This is a genomic window from Flavobacterium crocinum (assembly GCF_003122385.1).
Classification (GTDB): Bacteria; Bacteroidota; Bacteroidia; order Flavobacteriales; family Flavobacteriaceae; genus Flavobacterium; species Flavobacterium crocinum.
In genome coordinates this window covers 4,666,886-4,690,044 of record NZ_CP029255.1, presented here as the reverse complement: position 1 = coordinate 4,690,044, position 23,159 = coordinate 4,666,886, and the positions used below count along the sequence as shown (strand labels likewise).

Below are 23,159 nucleotides of genomic sequence, written 5' to 3'. Positions count from 1 at the left end.
TTTTAAAGATGAAAAAATATTTAAAATACATCACGATAATAGCTTTAGGAGCAGTTGTTTTGAGCTGTGATAATTACGTTGATATCAAAACCGAGGGTAGATTAATACCCGAAGAAACTGAAAACTACAGATATCTATTAAATAATACATATGCATTTGACATAAATTATGGAGCTTTAGATGTAGCATCAGATGATATAAGTTTTCAAAATGAAGCGCAGACGACTGCATTAAGTGCTTCAGATTACAATCGTCCTTTTGTGAATCAATACAAGTGGGCAGATCAAATTTATTTTGATGGTGAATTAGATTATAATATGAATAGCATGTATAGTGCTTTGTACAATGCTAATATTGTGATCAATGAAGTAATGCAAAGTAAAGAAGGAACAGAAGCTCAAAAACTAGCCATTAAAGGTGAAGCACAAGTACATCGCGCTTTTATCTTTTTAACTTTGGTAAATGCTTTTGGAAAAGCTTATGATGCCACTACAGCAGCAACAGATCTGGGAATTGTTCTTTTTACAACTCCAACAGTTTCAGACAATATCAGAAGAAGTACTGTTCAAAATGCATACGATATTATTTTAAGTGATTTAAACGATGCTGTAAATTCAGGGTTAAAACCAATTAATTCGGGTAACAATGTTGCGTTTCCTTCGAGAGCCTCGGCTTATGCACTTTTAGCAAGAACGTATTTGTATATGCGTAATTATCCTTTAGCTTTAGAAAATGCAGAAAAGTCATTAGCAATTCAAAGTACATTAAACAATCTGGAAGATTACGAGTTTAGTGCTTTTCCAACCAGAAGACTGGATAGAGAATTAATTTTATCAAAGTGGAACGGATATTCTTCGTTAACTTATGCACCGCAAATTTTATCATTAAGTAATGAATTAATAGATTCATTTGATACTAATGATTTGCGTTATGTATTGTTTACACAGCCAACCAGTACTTTTAGTTCTGATTATACAATAGGAAGAACTTATGCTAAAGAAGGTTTAACAGGAGAAAGCCGAAACGGAGGGCCAACAGTACCAGAGATGATGCTAATCAAAGCTGAATGTCTTGCAAGGGCAGGTTCAGGAGATTTGGCAATGACTGAAATAAATAAGTTAAGACAAAAGAGATTTAGAGCTACAGAATATGTTGCCATGACAGCAACAGATAGTAAAGATGCTTTAATTAAAGTGTTGGCAGAAAGACGAAGAGAATTAATGGGACATGGCAATTTTAGATGGTTTGATTTGAAACGATTGAACAAAGAACCTGAATTTGCTAGAACTATTACACATACTTTTGCAGGACAAACATTTACACTTGCTCCAAACAGCGATCGTTACCAAATGCCGTATGCTCCAATTTATTACGATTACGCTCCAAACTTACAAAAGAATCCATAATTAGATTACTCATAAAAGTGCACTCATCATTCTTTGAGTGCACTAAAATCAAAAAATAACAGACATGAAAAATATCAAACTGATACTATTTCTTTTTAGTATCACTACCACTTTATTTGCTCAAGAAATGGCGATTAAGCTTTCGCCAGAACATCCAAATCCAGGAGACGAGGTTACATTAACGTATGATGCGTCTAATGGACCGCTTTCCAATGCGAAATATGTAAACGTAGTCGTATATACTTATGATAACTTTAAATGGCTTATAAACGATATCACTTTGAAAGCTGACGGAGATAAAAAATGGACTGCAAAAATGAAGCTTTCAGATCATGCTTCTTTTATCAACTGTGTTTTTAAATCGGATACCATCGTAGATAGAGGAGAAAAAATGCCTCATGCTTATATGTTTGCACAAGTTCCAGGAGCTTACACAGGCTGGGGACTTTTACGAAGCAGAGCATTTATGGATGAAGTTCCAAATGTCGTGCACGATAGTGCTTATATAAGAGATGAAGTAGGTTTGATGTGGATTAAATACGAATTGCAATACCATCCTGAAACACGTAAAAATGTTTTCTCTTATGGTTTAAAATTCAAACAACAGTCAACTGAAGGAGATGTGTCACCGATTTTCAAGAAAGAACTTCGTTTTATTTTGAGTGAAAATAACTTAAGCAACGTCACACAGTATCAAATTCAGAAAACATTAGGTTTAATGCCGCAACCAGCCAATAAAGCCTTCACAGATTCTGTTCAAAAGGTTTTAGTGACTAAATATCCAAATGGCGTTTGGGCTCGTGATTTAGAGATTAAAAAAATATTCAATGAGGCTGATTTCAATAAAAAAGTAGCTTTATACAATGCCTTTGAGAAAAACTTTCCGCAAAGTAACTTTCAAGATGTAGTTACTGATACAGAAGCACTTTTTTACGATAAAATGTACAAAGCCATTGCTTACAATTATATCGTAAAAAACAAAGATTACAATTATGCAATCAACAATGTAAAGAAAGCGTCATACGGAATTGTATTAGATTATGCTTGGCATTTAGTATCTATTCCTTTTGACAGAGATCAGGAAGGAAGCGAAAAAGCCTCTTTAGAAACATTAAAAAAATATGCAGATGTAATTTATCCTGAATTAGAAAGTAGAGAAGCAGTTGTTCCAAAGGAATATGCACAGAAATTATCATTGAAAGAATGGCAGGAGCAATGTTTGAACTTTGGAGCTAGAGAGTTTTTTACGTATGCAAAACTTCAGGAAATTTTCAAAAATTATGATTTAGAAAGAAAATATTTGGACAAAATAAAACCTGTAATGCAGTTTAAAAATGCTTCTTATAACGAAGTATATTCAAGAATGCTTTTAAGAGAAGGAAAGACCGAAGAAGCTAAAGCTTATATTTTAGAAGCAGCAAAACAAAACCAAGTTACGCCTGTAATAATTGCAACTTTAAAAGATTTGTATTTAAAAGAAGGTAAAAAAGAAGCTGATTTCGAGACTTACTTAAATTCTTTAAAAGCAGATAAAAATGAAGAGCATAAAAAGAAATTAATCTCAGAATTAATCAATCTTCCAATTGATGGATTTGAAATGGAAAGCAGCCGTGGCGGAAAAGTAAAATTAGCCGATCAAAAAGGTAAAATTGTAGTTTTAGATTTCTGGGCGATGTGGTGCGGACCTTGTAAAAATGCAATGCCAGGAATGAATATGGCAGTAAACAAATACAAAGCCGATGATAATGTGAAATTCTATTTTGTAGATACAATGGAATACATTAAAGATTTTAAAGCGCAGACTCAGGCTTTTATTAAAGAAAAAGGTTTTGATTTTACAATTCTGTATGATAGTAAAAATCCAAAAACAGGAAAATTCGATGCGGTTTATGACAAGTATTCAAAAGCATTTCACTTCTCTGGAATTCCTGAAAAAATGATTATCGACCAAAATGGAAATTTAAGATGGATGTCTAATGGTTATTTTGGAAGCCCAAGCGAATTGGTTGATGAAATTTCGATTATCGTTGACTATTTAAAAGCTGAGAAAAAATAATTTAGTTAAGATTATAAAATGAAAATTGTTAATTTTTTATATCTCAGTATAGCAGTATTGTGCTGTCAGATTGGTTTTTCACAAACCATCTGGCAGGGACAGTACCATTCGTACCGAATTGTTTTATCGGGAGATTTGGCAAAATACAAAACAGATTCTTTAAGTGTGAAAATGCCGGAATTAGATATCGATAAAAAAGTAGCCACAACTGTAAAAGGTGATAGTGTATCCTTTAAAAATGAGATGTATGGATTTTCTTTTAAAGGGAAATACAATGTCGATAAAAGTGCGATTTCAGGAATTTTTAATTATTATTCAATTCCAAACGCAGCAATTGTTTTAAAAAAAGAAAAAGAAATCCAACCGTTATATTTTTCGCAGCATCCTAAAAAGCCATATCCTTATCAGGTTATTGATATGACTTTTCTAGGAAAAAATACAAAATTGACTTATGGCGGAACATTAACTATTCCGAAAGGAAAAAAGAAATATCCATTAGCGATTTTAATTTCAGGAACAGGACAGCATGATCGTAATTATACCTATATGGGAAGACAATCTTTTACCGTTTTGGCAGACTATCTGGCAAAAAACGGAATCGCTTCTTTACGTGTAGACGACCGTGGATATGGAAAAACTACTGGAGATTTTGAAAATGCCACAACAGGAGATTTTGCTAATGATGTTGAAGAACAAATCGCCTATTTAAAAAGTGATAAAAATATAGATCCCTCTTTTATTGGAGTAATCGGACACAGCGAAGGCGGTATGATTGCCTCAATCGTAAGTTCACGAAATAAAGATGTAAAATTTATGATCAGTCTTTCTGGTGTTGGCGTAAGCGGATTAGAAATGCTGAATCTTCAAAACACAGCTATTTTAAAAAGTTATAAATTCTCAGATAAAGTTGTAGCCAAACAGATGGAAATGTACAACATTATGTTTAAAGTGGTTTATGATACCAAAGACAATGAATCTGCACAGCCTGCAATGGAAGTAAAGTTAAAAGAATGGATGCAACAACAAGACACCACAACTTTAAAAGAAGTACAAATGTGGGATGGACGCGATCAGACTTTCTTATACCGTTATGGAAAAGATGCCGATAGGAAATGGTATCGTTACACGATTCATTACAAACCAGAAAACTATCTGCCAAAGATTACAGTTCCGGTATTTATAGCAAATGGAGACAAAGACATTCAGGTTCCTGCTGTGGAGAATATTGATTCATTTAAAAAATATCTAGGTACAAAAGATTTGACAACCAAGATTTATCCCGGTTTAAATCACATGTATCAGCATTGTAAAACTTGTACTCAGAAAGAAGTTTCAGAGCTCGATGAAGTTTTTGCTACAGAAGTTTTAGAGGATATTTCAAAATGGATTTTGGCTCGATATAAAAAATAGTACTTTTTTAAAAGAGTTTAATGGTTCTGTTTGTCATTCCGAGGAACGAGGAATCACACTAGAAATTCTACAAAGATTGGCGACCTGCTTTGTCGAGTTTCACATGTGATCCTTCCTTCGTCAGGATGACAAAAAAGAGAAATCTAAATAAAAATCAATATTTTCATCATGAAAAAAATATTTCTTTTTATCGCAATATTCTTTGCGATAAGCAATCTTACAGCCCAAATTTACGATCCCGTTTCATTTACCACTTCAGTAAAAGAAATAGGAGAAAACAAATATACTTTGAGTATAATTGCTAAAATTGATAAAGGCTGGCATATTTATTCTCAGAACGTTCCTTCTGGAGGACCAGCTCCGACAAGTTTTACTTTTCCAAAGTCTAAAAACTACAAGACAATAGGTTCTGTAGTCGAGCCTGCAGGACACGAAGTAGACGATCCTGTTTTTAATATGCGAATTAAATACTTTGCAGATAAAGCCATTTTTACACAGAATATCGAAAGAAAAACAAACGCTGCTTTTACTATTGATGCTGTAATATTTTTTATGGTCTGCAATGATAACAGCTGTTTGCCTCCGGGAGAAAAAGAAGTAAAATTTACCTTTAAAAAATCGGATGTACCAGTTAAAAACGAAGAATTAGCAAGTACAGCTCCAGAAGAAAAAAATACAGATTTGGCTCCAAAAGACGAATCAATTACTAAACAGGATACCACAAACAACACAACAGATTCTGTTAGCATTGCCAGCAAGGACACTCCTGAAACTTTAAATAATTCAGCAAAAACTTCAACAGGAAAAACAGCTCCTGAAGAAAGCTTATGGACATTATTTTTCTTCAGCTTTTTAGGAGGTCTTGCGGCTTTGTTTACGCCTTGTGTATTCCCGATGATTCCAATGACGGTAAGTTTCTTTACCAAACAAAGTAAAACCAAAGCAACCGGAATTAGAAATGCCATGATGTATGGTATTTTTATTATCGTAATTTATGTGATTTTAGGAAGTTTGGTTACAGCGATTTTTGGAGCCGATGCACTAAATGCTTTAGCAACCAATGTCGTTTTCAATATTGTATTTTTCCTGCTTTTATTAGTTTTTGCCTTGTCCTTTTTAGGCGCTTTCGAAATTGTATTGCCAAGTTCATGGCTGACGAAAATTGATCAGAAGTCGGAAATGGGTGGCGCTTTTGGTATTTTCTTTATGGCATTGGCTTTGGCTGTTGTTTCGTTTTCTTGTACAGGTCCAATTGTCGGGACTTTATTAGTTCAGGCGGCAAGTCAGGCAGGAATTGCTCCCATTGTCGGAATGCTTGGTTTTTCATTAGCGATTGCATTGCCGTTTGCTTTGTTTGCCGCTTTTCCGGGCTGGATGAATTCACTTCCAAAATCGGGTGGCTGGTTAAATTCCGTTAAAGTGGTTTTAGGATTTTTAGAATTGGCTTTAGCCTTTAAATTCTTAAGCAACGCCGACTTAGTTTTACAATTGCATTTATTAGAAAGAGAAGTATTCCTGGCCATTTGGATTGCCATATTCTCTGTTTTAGCTTTTTATTTATTTGGCAAAATCCAGTTGTCACATGATTCGCCTGTAACTCATATTTCTGTTGGAAGACTGAGTTTAGGAATTATGGTTCTGGCATTTGTGGTGTATATGATTCCCGGACTTTGGGGCGCTCCTTTGCAATATATCAGTGGATTTCCGCCGGCAAAACAATACAGTGAATCGCCAAATGGATTTGGAAATGTTGTAACTCAAAACAATGAAAAAACAGCATTGCCAGAAGGCGCAGAAAGCGGTCCAAACGGAATTCCGACTTTTCATGATTATGAGGAAGGTTTAGCTTATGCGAAAAAAGTAAACAAACCCATAATGTTAGATTTTACAGGATATGCCTGTGTAAACTGCCGTAAAATGGAAGAACGTGTCTGGCCGGATCCAAAAGTTTTGAATGTTCTAAATAATGATGTGGTTCTGATTTCTTTATATGTAGACGACAAAAGGCCTTTATCTGAAGAGGAACAAGTTACTTCCAAAATTACAGGCAAAGTCCTAAAATATACAGGACAGAAATGGAGTGAACTTCAGATTCTGAAATACAAAACCAATGCACAGCCGTATTACGTTTTAATGGATCATCAGGAAAATGATTTGAATAAACCATCGGCTTATAATCCAGATATAAAGGCATATTATGAGTGGCTTCAGGAAGGAGTCCGGAACTTTAAAAAATAATTTGGGACACGGATGAAACGGATTTACTTCGTAAAGACGCTGATAAAAACGGATTTTTTTTAAATATTATACTAAAATCAGTGAAAATCCGCGTTTTCGCGAAAGCGAATCCGTTAAATCCGCGTACCAATCAACCCAAAAATAAAATGTATCAAATGAAAATCTTTCAATTAAAATATTGGCTTTTTGTCCTTTTAATCGGATTAAAAAGCGTTGCCCAGTTTTCGACCACAATTCCGTTGGACAAAAACGTAGTTTCGGGAAAATTAAAAAACGGAATGAAATATTATGTCCTACATAATGAATTTCCAAAAGACCGTGTTTGTTTTTATTTCGCTCAAAATGTCGGCGCAATTTTAGAAAACGACGATCAAAACGGATTGGCGCATTTCCTGGAACACATGGCTTTTAACGGAACAAAAAACTTTGAAGGAAAAGGAATTATCGATATGCTGGAGAAAAAAGGAGTTCGTTTTGGTGCCGATATCAATGCTTATACGGCACAAGATCAAACCGTTTATAATTTGAGTAATGTTCCGGCAACAGATTCAAAACTAATTGATTCCTGTCTTTTGGCATTACACGATTGGTCAGGTTTTCTTTCTTTAAAAGATTCAGAAATTGATGCAGAAAGAGGCGTAATTAGAGAAGAATGGCGCACCAGACGTGATTCTGATTTCAGACTTCGTTTAGAAACTGATAAAACGTTATACAAAGGTTCTAAATACGCAAAACGTGATGTAATCGGCGATTTGAATATTATTAATAATTTTGATTATCAGGTTCTTAGAGATTATTATAAAAAATGGTACCGCCCAGATTTACAAGCTGTTATTGTAGTTGGAGACATTGATGTAAAAGAAATTGAAAAGAAAATCATTGAAACTTTTTCTTCTATAGAAATGCCTAAGAATCCAGCAGAACGTTATTATGTTTCAATTCCGAAAAATAAAGGAATGGAATATGTTTTGGCAAAAGATAAAGAAGCGCAGGAAACTTCAATTATTCTTTACTACAAAAAAGACTATGATAAAGTAAAGAATAACGAAAAGATCAGAAGAGATTTAGTCAATAATCTGGCAACCGATATGATGAACAGACGTTATCAGGAATTTATTCAAAACAATGAAACCGCTGTACTAAAAATGGCAACTGGACCTTCGGAAGTTTCAAGACTAACCAATTCGCACAGTTTATATATGGTTCCAAAAAACAATAAAACACTGGAAGGTTTCAAAGAAATGATGATCGAAACCGAAAGAGCGATTCGTTACGGATTCACACAAAAAGAATTAGACCGAAACAAAGAAAGTGTTTTGAGTTATTATGAAAATCTGCTTCAGAATAAAGACAAAATTGATAATGATACTTTCTCTGAACAATTAGTGGAATATTTTCTGAAAGCGGTTCCGTTTGAAAGCATTGAAGCGGAGTATGAAAACATAAAAAAAAGATTGGCTTCGATTACGCTTTCAGAGATCAATCAGGCGGTTAAAAAGCTTCAGACAACCGATAATATTGTGATGACGGTTACAGGCCCGGATAAAAGCGATGTAGTATATCCTTCAAAAGAAGATTATCTGAAAATCATGGCAGAAGTTAAGAAAATGCTTCTTGAGAAATACAAAGAAACCGATACAGATCAGCCTTTGATTACAGCAGAATTGAAAGGTTCTAAAGTGACAAAAGAAACGCCGATTGAAGGAATAAAAGGAGCGAAAAGTTATGTTTTAGGAAATGGAGCCAAGATCGTTTTATATCCAACGACTTTAGCAAAAGATGAAGTTTTGTTTTCTGCTTATAGTTTAGGAGGAAGTTCATTAATTAAAACAGAAGATATTCCGTCTTCTCAAATTGCGGTAAGTTTGGTAGAAAGTTCGGGTTTAGGCGCATTTAAAAGCACTGATTTAAAAGATAAATTAAACGGTAAAATCGCTAACGTAAAACCCTATATTACAGAGTTGACGGAAGGTTTTCAAGGTTCAAGTAACCAAAAGGATTTTGAGACTTTATTACAATTGCTGTATCTCTATTTTGAACAGCCAAGATTTGATAAAGATTCGTACGCAAGAATGCTGACCGGTTTTAGTAATTCTTTAGAAAACGCTGCGAATACCAATCCGAAAGTTTTTAAGGATACTATTTCGCAGTTAAATTACAATCATAACAAAAGAGTTCCTTTGTTGAATGAAGATTTTCTGAAAAGATTGAGTTTCGAAAAAGCTTCGGAAATCTATAAACAAAGAATTCAAAATGCAGCCGATTTTACTTTTGTATTTACCGGAAATCTTCCTGAAAATGCCATTGCATTATTGGAAAAATATATTGGAAGTATAACAGCAGATGCAAACAAAAAAGAAAATTATGTTGACAATCATTTAGATCCAGCACCGGGAATTGCAAAGCAGTTATTGGTTCGCGAGATGAATGTTCCAAAAGCGAGTGTTTACATTCGATTTGTAAAACAATTTCCGTACAACTATAAAAATGTATTTACAATGCATATTTTATCTGAATTATTGTCTAAAAAATACCTGGACTTAATTCGTGAAGAAGAGGGCGGAAGTTATGGTGTTCATGTCTCTAATTCAGTGAGCCGTCTGCCGTCTGATGAATATTCAATGACGATTAATTTTGACAGTGATCCTGCAAAAGAAGAAAAACTAACGAAAATTGTTTACGAGCAAATCGCTTTAATGCAACAAAAAGAAGCGAAAGAAGAAGACATTCAATCGGTTAAAAATACGGTTTTAAAAGCTAGAGCAGAAAAAGTCCTGACAAACGGATTTTGGCTAAGCAGTTTAAATAATATGATATTGAACAATGAAACGTTCAAAGACGACGTTATTTACAAAAAAACTTTAAACGAAATCACAGCAGCCGATTTAAAAGCTTTCGCTAAAGAATTCTTCGCAAAACCAAGTACAGTTGAAGTAATCATGAAATCGAAACCGCAGGTTGCTGGACCACAATATTAGCATACATTGGTTTTTCATTTGTTTTTAAGAAGTATTTTGAATTAGTAAGCATATACAACTAACTTGAAAAACCTACGGAGAGCTGTCTTAATTGACAGCTCTTTTTTTTTAGTTTAAAATGTAACGGAGTATTTTCTCAACTTAATTTGTCAGACAAAAATTACCTGTTATATTTGATCTGAATTCAACGATTAAAGTTTCTTTATGGATAAAATTCTTTGGGAAAAAGTTCAGGGTTTTGACTTTGATAAAGCCACAGAGCAGTACGGATTTTCTACAAGATTAGCGCTCGAAAATCATTGGACATTATATTTTACTCAAGTTGCTTTATTAGAATATAAAAAGTTCATGTTTTTGGCCGCAACTCAAAGTGAAATGGTTTCGCCTTCAGAAATAGTGGATATTGTCTGGCATCAGCATTTAATTTTTACAAACTCATATACCGATTTCTGTAATCTTTTAGGCAAAAGAATCGAACATATTCCGTCGACTCATAATCGGTCTGATTTTGAAATGTTTCATAAAGCGAAAGAACGTACCAAAGAGTTGTATGAAATCAACTTTGGAAAACAGCCTTTGGAAGTTTGGTATTATACCAATGAACTTGATTCTTTAGAACTTGTCCATAGCAGATTTAATGTTGCTACACTTCGAAGAAACTTTTTAAAATATGCTATAATTGCTTCGATTCCAGTTTGTCTTTTGATTTTTCCTATTCTAATAAAAATTAAAAATCCAGATTTTCTGATCGGCTATTTTATAGTGTTTTTTGCAATTATTATGCTGTTGGAATTTTATATCAGAAGAAGTTTTCTTTCCTTATATAATAGAATTAAATCCAATCCAATTGTTCAAAATCTGTCTGCTTTGGAGTTGGTTTTCTTTAAAGAAGGTAAACTGGAAAAAGTGATTCATGGCGTTGTCAATAATTTGATTCAGAATAAAAAAATTAGAATTAGAACAGATAACAGGTTAGAATTACTTGATAAAAGTTTAGGGGATAATAAATATGAAAACTGTGTAATTGAATTTATGAGAGATTCCGAATCTGTTTCTTATAAAGATTTATGTCACACTGTAAAACAGAAACCCATTTTTGACCAATTACAAAAAGCAACGTATAGAATTAGAAACAGAGTTATTACCTCAAAGGAATTTGCATTTATTGCTACTGCTGTTATGATTGTTTTAGGAGTATTGCTCAGTATTATCTTCAGCAGATTTATTACGGGGATTTGGAGAGGCAAACCCATAACATTTTTATTATTAGCAATTGTTCCTTTAGTATTAATTTCGATTGGCTATATCAATAGACTAACAACTTTTATGTTTTCTAAGGTCATTTCATCTGCATTAAAAAAAGAAATCAGAAATAATAATGAAGTCCAAAACAATTGGGAATGGAATTATTTTTTATATGGAAGTGTAGTACTCTCCAGTTTTTTTATTCCAATAGCTAATAGTACAAATTCTAGTTCTAATAACTTTTTCAGCAAAGATTCGGGGACTTCAAGTTCATCCTCATCATCATCCTGTGGTTCTTCGTGTTCAAGTTCTTCCAGTTCCTGCGGAAGCTCTTGTGGCAGTTCCTGCGGCGGCTGTGGAGGTGGAGATTAATAAAGTACATTTTGCATTAATTTTTTCAGAAGTATTTTGAATTAGTAAGCGTACACAGCTAACTTGAAAAAACGAATTGCGAGCTGTTTTTAGAAAGAGCTCTTTTTTTTACATCAGTTATCATTCCGTAGGAATGTTTCGTTGGTAGAAAAAATTATAACGTTACCGGCATTTCACGTTCCGTAGGAACGTTTGTGTTTTTGCCATTTTTTAATAATACAACACATCAAACGTTCCTACAGAACGTAAACAAATGGACTAATCATTTTCTACCGGTGAGATGTTCCTACGGAACATTTAAAAGCATAAATGCTTTTAAACCTGTTATTGGTCGAAATTCTTACCATCAAATATCAATTTATAGTACATTTATGTTTTATAGACTCTTTTAACGCAGCTCAGCAATGAAAAACATTTACCTTTCTTTATGTCTTTTTGGTGTAATTTTTAGCAGTTTTGGACAGGAATTTACCAATGCACCAAAACCTTTTGGACCAGTTCCAACGCAGAAACAAATCGATTGGCAGGAAATGGAATTTTATGCTTTCGTACATTTTTCATTAAACACCTTTACCAATAAAGAATGGGGTTTTGGAGACGAATCGCCGGAACTTTTTAATCCGTCGCAATTGGATGTTCGTCAATGGACGAGAGTAGTAAAAGAAGCCGGAATGAAAGGAATTATTCTGGTTGCCAAGCATCATGATGGTTTTTGCCTTTGGCCTTCAGCTTATACTGAACGTTCAGTTAAAAATTCACCTTGGGAAAATGGAAAAGGAGATTTGGTAAAAGAATTGGCTGCTGCCTGTAAAGAGTACGATTTAAAATTAGGATTATACCTTTCTCCTTGGGACAGAAATCACCCGCAATATGGCAAACCGGAGTATATTACGTATTTCAGAAATCAGTTAAAAGAATTATTGACCAACTACGGTGATGTTTTCGAAATGTGGTTTGACGGTGCCAACGGCGGCGATGGATATTATGGAGGCGCAAACGAAACCAGAAAAATCAATACGTTAACTTATTATAATTGGGACGAAACTTATAAATTAATTTACAGTATCGCACCAAAAACGCTGGTTTGGGGAGTTGGTCCATCTGAAGCAAGATGGATTGGAAACGAAGAAGGACGTGCAGGAAAAACGAATTGGTCTTTATTACGCCAAAAAGATGAATTGGCAGGAAAAGTACATTATAGCGAATTTATGTCTGGTCATGAAGACGGAGAAAAATGGGTTCCGGGAGAGGCAGACGTTTCCATCAGACCAGGATGGTTTTATCATTCGGTTGAAGACGATAAAGTACGTTCGCTTGACGAAATGGTCGATATCTATTATGAATCGATTGGACGAAACGCTACTTTATTATTAAACCTTCCAGTAGACAGACGCGGTTTAGTTCATGAAAATGATGAAGCAAGATTAAAAGAACTGGTTGCGACAATTAAAGCCGATTTTAGCAGAGAACTTTTAGCAGGAACTCAGGTTCAGGCTTCGAACATTCGTGCAAACGATTCTAATTTTGGTCCACAAAATGTGAGTGACGGAAATAAAAATACCTATTGGGCAACTGATGATAAGGTAAAAGAAGCTACGGTTGAATTTACGTTTAAAAAGCCAACGGAAATCAATAGAGTTTTGCTTCAGGAATATATTAAACTTGGACAGCGTGTAAAAGCATTTTCTATCGAAGCAAAAGTGGATGGACAATGGAAAACCATTGCCACTGAAACTACAATTGGTTACAAAAGAATTCTGCGTTTAGACCGCGTTACAGCAACGGCACTTAGAGTTAATATTCTGGATGCGAAAGCAGGATTTGTAATCAGTACAATTGAAGCGTACAATGCCCCGACTTTTGTAAAAGAACCACACATTGGCAGAGATAAAAATGGTTTGGTTACGATGAAATCAGAAGGAGGAGCTGCGATTTATTATACTTTGGATGGCAAAACACCTTCGGAAAAAAGCACTTTATACAAAGCACCATTTAAGTATAATAAAGCGGTAGAAATAAAAGCTATTGCAAGAAATACGAAAGAGAAAATCAACAGCGCGGTCAAATCAGCAAAATATGGTGTTTCTAAAGAAAAATGGAAAGTGATTTCGGTTTCAAGCGGAGATGATAAATCAGCTGAAAGAATTATTGATGGCGATGCTAATACCGATTGGGCTTTTGGAAATAATGAGAACAAACTTCCGCAAACCGTTGTTATAGATATGGGAGAATTGGTTAGTATAAAAGGTTTTACCTATACTCCACAGCAAGTAGGAAGTAATTTGGGACTGATTTCAAATTATGAATTGTATACAAGCGCAGACAGTTTTTACTGGGACAAACAATCCGAAGGAGAATTCTCCAATATTAAACACAATCCAATTGAACAAGTTAAAAGTTTTTCTACGGTTAAAGCAAGATTTTTGAAATTTGTTGCTACAGCAGCTGTAGGAAAAACACAAACAGTTTCGATTGCTGAAATTGGAGTTGTTGAATAAAAGACAGATATTGGAATATTTATAATAACCCGTCTGGTGAAATTATTTTTTTTAATTCTATTAAATTAGCTTAGATGTAAATCTGTCTAAATCTGCTAAAATCCTTTTAAAATCTGCGTGAAATCCTTTTGCTTGTAAATTTTTCACGCAGATTTTAAAAGGATTTTAGCAGATAAAATTAGATTTTAATTCTTGAATGAAACTATTTTGCTCTATTTCACACAACGGTTTTGTAATAATTTTATAAGTGAGAACCCCTGCGGGGTCAAATATTTATAGAGTTGCGATAAAACAAATAAAAAAAGCTCCAGCGGAGCGACATATAATGCAATTGTAGAAAAATATGTCGTTCCGCTGGAGCTTTTGTATTGTAAGCGTTGATTGTTTTCTATAAATATTGAGCTTCTCCGAAGCTTAAAAAAAAAGTGTTTTTTTGAAACAGCCTTATTTTGTTTTCTGACGAACGACAGCCGTTATTAGTCGAATTTTTCGTAATAACAGATATTATAATTCTACTTTTATCTTGCATTAATTAAATCAGCGAGAGATATGATTAAAGAAGATATAGGTTTTAGAGAAGCAGGGAAATTTGAAGAGACTCGTTTTGAGAAAATTCACAATGTTATTTTCGAATCGTCGCAAGAAGCTTCTTTATTAGTCGCTCGGGAAATTGCTAATTTAATTCAGAGGAAAAACGAGCTGAACGAACCTTGTGTTTTAGGTTTGGCTACAGGATCTTCTCCTATCAAAGTTTACGAAGAACTGGTTAGAATGCACAAAGAGGAAGGACTTAGTTTTGCTAACGTAGTTACCTTCAATTTGGACGAATATTATCCGATGGATAAAAATGATATGCAGAGTTATTATCATTTTATGCATGAGCATTTGTTTCATCATGTAGATATTCCTTCAGAAAATATAAATATTCCTGACGGACAGGTGAGTGCCGAGGAATTACAACAATATTGTATCGATTACGAGATGAAAATTATCTCTTATGGAGGATTGGATTTTCAGCTTCTTGGAATTGGAAGAACGGGACATATCGGGTTTAATGAACCAGGTTCTCACGTAAATTCAGGGACCAGAAGTATTACGCTGGATCATGTAACGAGAGTTGATGCAGCTTCTACTTTTTTAGGAATAGATAATGTTCCGAGAAAAGCCATTACGATGGGAATTGGTACTGTAAGAAATGCAAAAAGAATTGTTTTACTGGGATGGGGAATCAGTAAAGCAGGAATTATAAAAAAGACAATCGAAGGAGAAGTTTCTTCGCAAGTTCCAGCTACGTATTTGCAAGAGCATAACAACACAACATTTGTTCTAGATACAGAAGCTTCGTCTGAACTAACAAGAGTAAAAACGCCTTGGCTGGTTAAGTCTTGTGTTTGGACAGATGAGTTAAAATTAAAAGCGGTGGCTTGGTTAAGTGAGTTGACGAAGAAACCTTTCCTAAAACTGACGGACAAAGATTATAACGACAACGGAATGTCGAGTCTTTTGACAGAAGAAGGAACTGCATACGATTTGAATATTAAAATGTTCAATAAAATGCAGCAAACCATAACAGGATGGCCGGGAGGAAAACCCAATGCTGATGATACGTACAGGCCGGAACGTTCTATGCCGGAAAAGAAAAGAGTAATCATCTTTAGTCCGCATCCAGATGATGATGTGATTTCGATGGGAGGAACTTTTGATCGTTTGATAGAGCAGGGTCATGAAGTTCATGTGGTATATCAGACATCTGGAAATATTGCAGTTTCAAATGAAGAAGCTTTGAAATTTGCAGAGATTTCAAAAGCATTGAATCCTGATTCTAAAATGTCTGATAAAATAATTGAATTTCTTCAAAACAGAACCGGAAATGAAATTGATTCTTTAGAAGTTAGAAAATTAAAAGGATTAATTAGAAGAAGTGAATCTTTTGGAGCGACACGTTATTTAGGTTTACCGGATTCTAATGTACATTTTTTAGATCTTCCGTTTTACGAAACCGGAACAGTTAAAAAGAATAATCTTTCGGATGCAGATATCGACATCATGTGTGATATTATTGAAAGAATAAAACCGCATCAAATTTATGCCGCTGGGGATTTAGCAGATCCGCACGGAACTCATAAAGTATGTTTAGACAGTTTGTTTGAAGCTCTAAAAAGATTAAAACACAACGACTTTATGAAAGATTGCTGGGTTTGGCTTTACAGAGGCGCCTGGCATGAATGGGAATCGTACCAGATTGACATGGCAGTACCAATGAGTCCTGATCAGGTTTTAAAGAAACGACATGCTATTTTTTATCACCAGTCTCAAAAAGACGGAGTTATGTTTCAGGGTGATGACAGCAGAGAGTTTTGGGTGCGAGTTGAAGACAGAAACAGATTGACTGCAGAGAAATACCACAACTTAGGATTAGCAGATTATTCGGCTATCGAAGCGTTTAAACGTTATCATTTCTAAGTGCTTTTTGCAGCAATAAAGATAATAGACTATTTCATGGTTTATTTTGGTTAGTTACCTATAATTGAGAGAAAATGCGGTCGTGGTTGGCCGCATTTTCGTTTTTATATGGTTTAGAAGTAAAAAAGTTATGGGTTATAAGTTATAAGTTGAAGAAACTTTAATCTCAAACGTATAACCCATAACGTATAACCTTTAACTTAAATCGATGAATTCAGGATTTTCTGTTTCACTTCGTCTATGTAAGATCTTCCTATTACATATCGTAAGCCTTCAATTTCAATGCTGTTTCCTTCGACAGCGTCAATTTTGTCAATCGCAATCGTGTAGGATCTGTGGATTCTGATGAAATCTCTTTCCGGTAATAATCCTGTAAAATCAGATAAAGTGCTGTGAATGATGAATTTTCCGGAAGTAGTGCTGATTTTTAAATAATCCTTTAAACTTTCGATTACCAGAATTTCGTTCAGGAAAATCTTCTTCATTTTTTTCTTGTCGATTTTAACGAAGATAAAAGGGTTTTCTTTGCTGTTTTCCTGCGGTAATTTGCTTACTGTGTTATTAAGACGTTTGCTGATTTTGTTTACGGCTTTCATCAAACGTGGAAATTCAATTGGTTTTACCAGATAATCCAAAACATCAAGCTCGTAAGTTTCAATTGCAAACTGATCGTAAGCACTTGTAATGATAAGCAACGGTGGATTTTCTAAACTTTTGATAAAATTAATACCGTCTAAAACAGGCATGTTGATGTCCAGAAAAATTACATCAATAGTATTGTTTTTCAAGAAATTTAATCCCTCAATAGAATTACTAAAGGTGTTTACTAATTCCAGCTCCTCAATCTGTTCAATATAATTTTTAATAACGTTTATTGCCAATGGCTCATCATCGATAATTAAACACTTTATTTTCATTTGTAAATATATTATTTAGGCCGATATTTGGTTTTTTGTAGGTATAGTTTTCTAAACTCTTAAAAGCGAGACTATGTGACCTTTATAGCTAGCTTAACGACAAAAATATTCTTTTTATTTTTAAATGAAAGCTTATAGTCACTTTTATTATATGCCAGTTCCAGTCTTTTTTTGACGTTTTCAATACCTATACCACTTGACTTGTTAAAATTATCTTTATGTACGGTAATTTCAGGCATCGGGTTTGAAATTACAAAATATAAAAATTCTCCTTTTACTTTGAAGTTAATATCAATAACGACATTTCCTGTGTTTTTGTTGACACCATGCTTAAATGCATTTTCGACAAATGTCAGTAATAATACCGGTGAAATTTCTTTATCATGAATATCTCCGGAAATGTACATGTTGACTTCAAGTCGTTCTCCGTTTCGTATTCTTTCCAAATCAAGATAATTCTGAATGCATAGAATTTCATTTTCTAATGATTGTTTCTTTTCTTTTGTTTCATAAAGCATATAGCGCATTAGTTCGGAAAGCTTTAAAACAATTTTAGGCGTTTTGTTTGATTTTTCTACAGAAAGAGAATAGATATTATTTAAGGTATTGAAGAAAAAGTGTGGTGAAATCTGGGATTTTAAAAACAGCAGTTCGGTTTCCAGTTGAGATTTCTCCAAATCGGTAACACGTCTTTGTTCCTGTAACAGATCAAGTGTGATTTTAATTGCGGTTACAAAAGTCATTACATACAATTCGCCCATCATCATATCTATTGTATAATTTAAAGTAAGTTTGTTGATCGTTTGTGGTCCTTCAGGCCAGACGTTATGTGTAATTAATAAATAGGTAAGATTAAATTTCAGCACAACCATTACAAAAATGGCAGACAAAACGGTTACGATATATAGAAAGTATTTTTTACGATAAACCAAATAGGGCATTAAAATTAAAATGTTAAGATAACATAATGCCATGTGAATTGGAAAACCCAATAATGTTGTTTTTAAGGAATACACATAATCGTTAAAATAGCTTCCCCAACGAAGTGTATTAAGCATAAAATAGGATAACCAAAAGTAGGCATGATAGCGAACAGGAAGCTTATAAGATTTGCTTGAGTTGAAAATCATATTGATAGTATAAAATGTCGTTTATTACTTTTTTTTGATGTTTAGAGCTGTTTAAATGTCGTCCGTCTAAATTTATTTTGGTAAAAGTTGAATTTATCTAAATTTAAAGTTAAATTAATATTGTTTTGATATGAGGAAAATTACTCTGCTCTCTTTAACGGTAATTTTTATTGCAAGTTGCAAAATAAAAGTTGATAAAAACAAAGATCACAAAAGTTTTGCAACAAATTATGTAGATCCTTTTATAGGTACTGGCGGTCACGGACATACGTATCCGGGGGCAACAGTTCCGTTCGGAATGTTACAAGTAAGTCCGGATAATGGAATTTCAAGCTGGGACTGGTGTTCTGGTTATCATTATTCTGACTCGATAGTTTCCGGATTTAGTCACTTACACTTAAGCGGGACAGGAATCGGTGATTTGGCAGATATTTTATTTATGCCGACAAACAAAAAATTAGATTTAACCGCCAAAGCCGCTTCACGCGATTTCCTTCCATATAAATCAAAATACAATCATGTTAACGAAAAAGCAACACCGGGTTCTTACCAAGTTTTTCTTGAGGATCCTAAAATCAATGTAGAATTAACTTCTACGCAAAGAACCGCATACCATAAATATACCTATAATAATAACGACGTTCAGTCTGTTGTTGTTGATCTTGGTTTTGCGATTAACTGGGATAAGGCATTAAAAACGTCTATCAAAATTGAAGATGCCAATACAATTAGCGGATACCGTTACAGTACGGGCTGGGCAAAAAATCAGAAAGTATATTTTGTTGCCAAATTTTCTAAACCAATTACAGAATCAATTATCACAGCTGATAAAAAAGTAGTTTCTGGCAAAAGTGCCGAAGGAGAAAATACAGCTTTACAATTATTTTTCGATTCTAAAAATTCTAAGGAATTAGGAGTAAAAGTGGCACTTTCTTCTGTAAGTGTTGAAAATGCAAAAGGGAATTTAGATGCTGAAGGCTATAGTTTTGAAAAAGCAAAATCGGATGCGACTTTAGAATGGAATAAAGCTTTAAGTAAAATTAAAGTAGAAACACCAATTGATTCTCTAAAAACAATTTTCTACACCGCTTTATATCATGCACAAGTTGCGCCTGTAACGTACAGCGATAAGAACGGTCAGTTTAGAAGAGAAGATGATAAAATTATTACAGCTAAAGATTATACAGCATATTCTACATTATCGCTTTGGGATACTTTTAGAGCAGAGAACCCATTGCTGACGCTATTAGAACCAACAAAGGTTTCCGATTTAGTGAACTCAATGTTGGCCTATTATGAAACTAAAAAAATACTTCCCGTTTGGACATTATATGCTAATGAAACCAATACCATGACAGGATATCATTCGATTCCGGTTATCGTTGATGCTTACATGAAAGGCATTAAAGGTTTTGATGCTGAAAAAGCTTTCGAAGCGATGAAAGCAACCATGATGCAAGACGAACGCGGATTGAATTTCTACAAAAAATACGGTTATATTCCGTATAACTTATTAGATGAATCGGTTACGATTACTTTAGAATATGCTTACGACGATTGGTGTGTAGCTCAAATGGCAAAAGCATTAGGAAAACAAGCTGATTATGAGTTTTTCTCTAAACGTTCAAAAGCATACGAATATTTATTTGATGCCAAATCTGGTTTCATGAGAGGAAAATCGGAAGATGGAAAATCCTGGAACGAACCTTTCGATCCAAAACATTCGAATCACAGAGAACATACGGATTATACTGAAGGAAACGCTTGGCAACACAGTTGGTTTGTGCCTCATAATGTGGATGATTTTATTAAACTTCACGGAGGAAATGACACTTTCACCAAACGTTTAGAGCAGTTATTTACAGAGAGTTCTGAGATTACAGGAAACAATGTTTCGGCAGATATTTCTGGTTTGATTGGACAATACGCGCATGGAAACGAGCCTAGCCACCATATTGCATATATGTTTAACCATGCCAGACAGCCTTGGAGAACACAATATTGGGTGCGTCATATTTTAGACACACAATACAATACAACAGCAAACGGTCTAAGCGGAAACGAAGACTGCGGACAAATGTCGGCTTGGTATGTTTTTAGTTCAATGGGATTATACCCAATGAATCCAGCTTCTGGAGAATACGAAATTGGAAGTCCGATTTTCGAGAAATCAACTTTAAATCTTCCAAACGGAAAAACTTTTGTAATTGAAGCAGAGAATGTTTCAGAGAAGAATTTCTATATCCAATCGGCTACTTTAAACGGAAAAACATTTAATAAAACAGCAATCTCTCACCAGGAAATGCTAAATGGCGGCGTCCTTCATTTTGTAATGGGAGCACAGCCAAACCAAAATTGGGGTCTAAACTAACTAATTCAAAATAAATATTTAATGAACATTATTGACGTATCAATCATTTTAATCTATATCGTAATGTCGGTCGGTATAGGAATCTGGATTTCGAGAAAAGCATCTAAAGGCTTAGATGATTATTTCTTGGGAGGAAAATCTATCAAATGGTATTTTCTAGGTTTAAGTAACGGCTCTGGAATGTTTGATGTTTCGGGAACTTCCTGGATGATTGGCGTTTTATTTTTATATGGTGTAAAAAGTTTCATGTTTATGTGGCTTTGGCCAATTTGGAATCAGATTTTCGTCATGATGTTCCTCGCAGTCTGGATTAGAAGATCAAAAGTGATGACAGGTTCTGAGTGGATTTTAACTCGTTTTGGAAGTGACAAAGCAGGAAAAGCATCACATATTATTGTAGCGATTTTTGCAATCATTTCTACAATTGGTTTTATTGCTTATTTCTTCGTCGGGATTGGAAAATTTGTAACTATCATACTTCCTTGGGATTTAACAGTTCACCTAAATGGTTCTGTTTTTTTAACGTCTGAACAGGCTTATGCATTGTTAATCATTTTCTTAACTACAATTTATACAGTTAAAGGCGGAATGTTTTCTGTTGTTGCGACAGAAGTTGTACAATATATCATTATGATTGTTGCCGGAGTTTTAATCGCTGGTTATGCTTTCATTAATTATACAGATATTCAGATCAATTCGGTAATTACACCAGAATGGAAAAATGTTTTCTTCGGATGGGAATTTGAAACACAATGGAGTGATAAATTCGAAACTTTCAACAGATTGATTGATACAGAAGGTTATAAAATGTTTGGCGCTTTCATCGGAATGACTTTGTTCAAAGGATTCTTTGCCAGCGTTGCGGGACCAACTCCAAGTTACGATTTACAGCGTGTTCTTTCTACAAAATCGGTAAAAGAAGCGGCTTATATGAGTGGTTTTACCAATTTGATTTTATTTATTCCAAGATATTTATTAATCACAGGAATTGTGGTTATCGCTTTAGTAAATTTAGCTCCGGAATTAAATGCAAACGTTAATTTAACGGGAGCAGATTTAGAATTATTGATGCCAAAAGTGGTGAATCTTTATATCCCGGTTGGAATTAAAGGGATTCTTTTAGCGGGATTATTGGCAGCGTTCATGTCTGGATTCTCAGCTTTTGTAAATGCAGGACCAGCTTATATAGTAAATGATATTTATAAAAAATATTTTAAACCAGTTGCTTCAAACAAACACTATATCAAAGTAAGTCAAATTTCTTCTTTCTTAGTGGTTGGTTTAGGAGTTTTCATGGGATTCTTCGCAGATTCTATCAACTCATTAACACTTTGGATTACAAGTGCTTTATATGGAGGATATGTGGCAGCCAACTTCTTAAAATGGATTTGGTGGCGTTTCAACGGATGGGGTTATTTCTGGGGAATGGTCGGCGGATTAGTGGCTGCTTCTCTTCAGTTTATTTTAGATCAAAATAAAGGAAATTTAGCTCCTGGAACATTTTTACACCAGCTTTCAGAAGTACCATCAATTTATTTATTCCCATTAATTTTCGGATTCTCAATCTTAGGTTGCCTTTTAGGAACTTACCTAAGCAAACCAACTGATATGGAAGTCCTAAAATCTTTCTACAGCAATGTTAGACCGTGGGGATTCTGGGGGCCAGTTTACAAACAATTGAAATCGGAAGATCAATCTTTCCAGAAAAACAATGATTTCTATTTAGATATGATGAATTGTGTAATTGGAATTATTTGGCAGTCAAGCATGATTCTGCTTCCGATTTACTTTATCATCAGAGATTATCCAAAAGCGGGTGTTGCTTTGGTGGTTTTCTTAGTGACGACTACAGTGTTGAAGTTTACTTGGCTGGATAGAGTTAGGAAGATTGAAGAATAAAGAATATAGAATATAGAATCAGGATTTTAGAGGAGATTATTTTGATTCGATAATTTTTTAAACACATAGAAACATAGATTTTTTTGATGTTGAAAAAAAGAAGAGAAAGAAACTAGTTTCTAACACATAGATTTTAAATATAGCCCGTAGTTTCAACTACGGGAACGTAAGATTGG

12 protein-coding genes are annotated in these 23,159 nt (G+C 34.2%); 10 read left to right on the top strand and 2 right to left on the bottom strand.

Going from position 1 to position 23,159, the window contains the following annotated elements; all coding sequences use genetic code 11:
* The first annotated feature begins 8 nt into the window (after positions 1-8).
* The 8 genes from HYN56_RS20210 (at position 9) to nagB (ending at position 16,666) form a co-directional block, all read left to right on the top strand.
* A complete protein-coding gene (locus HYN56_RS20210) occupies positions 9-1,406 on the top strand; it encodes a RagB/SusD family nutrient uptake outer membrane protein (RefSeq protein WP_109194885.1) in 1,398 nt (465 codons plus the stop codon).
* Positions 1,407-1,470: 64 nt separating this feature from the next.
* Positions 1,471-3,462 (top strand): redoxin domain-containing protein, encoded by a 1,992-nt coding sequence (locus HYN56_RS20205; protein WP_109193836.1) that lies wholly within the window; start codon positions 1,471-1,473, stop codon positions 3,460-3,462.
* 18 nt (positions 3,463-3,480) lie between these two features.
* On the top strand, positions 3,481-4,872 hold the full coding sequence (locus HYN56_RS20200) for an alpha/beta hydrolase family protein (protein ID WP_109193835.1): 1,392 nt from the start codon (positions 3,481-3,483) through the stop codon (positions 4,870-4,872).
* A gap of 168 nt (positions 4,873-5,040) precedes the next feature.
* A complete protein-coding gene (locus HYN56_RS20195; protein ID WP_109193834.1) occupies positions 5,041-7,110 on the top strand; it encodes a protein-disulfide reductase DsbD family protein in 2,070 nt (689 codons plus the stop codon).
* Positions 7,111-7,265: 155 nt separating this feature from the next.
* On the top strand, positions 7,266-10,088 hold the full coding sequence (locus HYN56_RS20190) for a M16 family metallopeptidase (protein ID WP_167398336.1): 2,823 nt from the start codon (positions 7,266-7,268) through the stop codon (positions 10,086-10,088).
* 204 nt (positions 10,089-10,292) lie between these two features.
* Entirely contained in the window at positions 10,293-11,705 is a 1,413-nt protein-coding gene (locus tag HYN56_RS20185) for a glycine-rich domain-containing protein (RefSeq protein WP_109193832.1), read from the top strand.
* Positions 11,706-12,109: 404 nt separating this feature from the next.
* Positions 12,110-14,203 (top strand): alpha-L-fucosidase, encoded by a 2,094-nt coding sequence (locus HYN56_RS20180; protein ID WP_109193831.1) that lies wholly within the window; start codon positions 12,110-12,112, stop codon positions 14,201-14,203.
* A gap of 549 nt (positions 14,204-14,752) precedes the next feature.
* Positions 14,753-16,666: a glucosamine-6-phosphate deaminase gene (nagB, locus tag HYN56_RS20175; protein WP_205727635.1), complete on the top strand. Its 1,914-nt coding sequence runs from the start codon at positions 14,753-14,755 to the stop codon at positions 16,664-16,666.
* A 200-nt stretch (positions 16,667-16,866) separates the two neighbouring features.
* On the opposite strand, the gene HYN56_RS20170 is transcribed toward nagB, so the two are convergent.
* On the bottom strand, positions 16,867-17,583 hold the full coding sequence (locus HYN56_RS20170; protein ID WP_109193829.1) for a LytR/AlgR family response regulator transcription factor: 717 nt from the start codon (positions 17,581-17,583) through the stop codon (positions 16,867-16,869).
* Between the two features lie 71 nt (positions 17,584-17,654).
* Positions 17,655-18,713 (bottom strand): sensor histidine kinase, encoded by a 1,059-nt coding sequence (locus tag HYN56_RS20165; RefSeq protein WP_109193828.1) that lies wholly within the window; start codon positions 18,711-18,713, stop codon positions 17,655-17,657.
* A gap of 130 nt (positions 18,714-18,843) precedes the next feature.
* Here HYN56_RS20165 and HYN56_RS20160 point away from each other — a divergent pair, with 130 nt between their 5' ends.
* Positions 18,844-21,084, top strand: a complete 2,241-nt coding sequence (locus tag HYN56_RS20160) for a GH92 family glycosyl hydrolase (protein ID WP_109193827.1) — start codon at positions 18,844-18,846, stop codon at positions 21,082-21,084.
* 21 nt (positions 21,085-21,105) lie between these two features.
* Entirely contained in the window at positions 21,106-22,983 is a 1,878-nt protein-coding gene (locus HYN56_RS20155) for a sodium:solute symporter family protein (protein ID WP_109193826.1), read from the top strand.
* Positions 22,984-23,159: the final 176 nt, after the last annotated feature.

Bases quoted from the DNA above. Each gene is read 5' to 3' on its own strand.
- HYN56_RS20210 (WP_109194885.1), top strand. From the start codon at position 9: ATGAAAAAATATTTAAAATACATCACGATAATAGCTTTAGGAGCAGTT.
- HYN56_RS20205 (WP_109193836.1), top strand. From the start codon at position 1,471: ATGAAAAATATCAAACTGATACTATTTCTTTTTAGTATCACTACCACT.
- HYN56_RS20200 (WP_109193835.1), top strand. From the start codon at position 3,481: ATGAAAATTGTTAATTTTTTATATCTCAGTATAGCAGTATTGTGCTGT.
- HYN56_RS20195 (WP_109193834.1), top strand. From the start codon at position 5,041: ATGAAAAAAATATTTCTTTTTATCGCAATATTCTTTGCGATAAGCAAT.
- HYN56_RS20190 (WP_167398336.1), top strand. From the start codon at position 7,266: ATGAAAATCTTTCAATTAAAATATTGGCTTTTTGTCCTTTTAATCGGA.
- HYN56_RS20185 (WP_109193832.1), top strand. From the start codon at position 10,293: ATGGATAAAATTCTTTGGGAAAAAGTTCAGGGTTTTGACTTTGATAAA.
- HYN56_RS20180 (WP_109193831.1), top strand. From the start codon at position 12,110: ATGAAAAACATTTACCTTTCTTTATGTCTTTTTGGTGTAATTTTTAGC.
- nagB (WP_205727635.1), top strand. From the start codon at position 14,753: ATGATTAAAGAAGATATAGGTTTTAGAGAAGCAGGGAAATTTGAAGAG.
- HYN56_RS20170 (WP_109193829.1), bottom strand. From the start codon at position 17,583: ATGAAAATAAAGTGTTTAATTATCGATGATGAGCCATTGGCAATAAAC.
- HYN56_RS20165 (WP_109193828.1), bottom strand. From the start codon at position 18,713: ATGATTTTCAACTCAAGCAAATCTTATAAGCTTCCTGTTCGCTATCAT.
- HYN56_RS20160 (WP_109193827.1), top strand. From the start codon at position 18,844: ATGAGGAAAATTACTCTGCTCTCTTTAACGGTAATTTTTATTGCAAGT.
- HYN56_RS20155 (WP_109193826.1), top strand. From the start codon at position 21,106: ATGAACATTATTGACGTATCAATCATTTTAATCTATATCGTAATGTCG.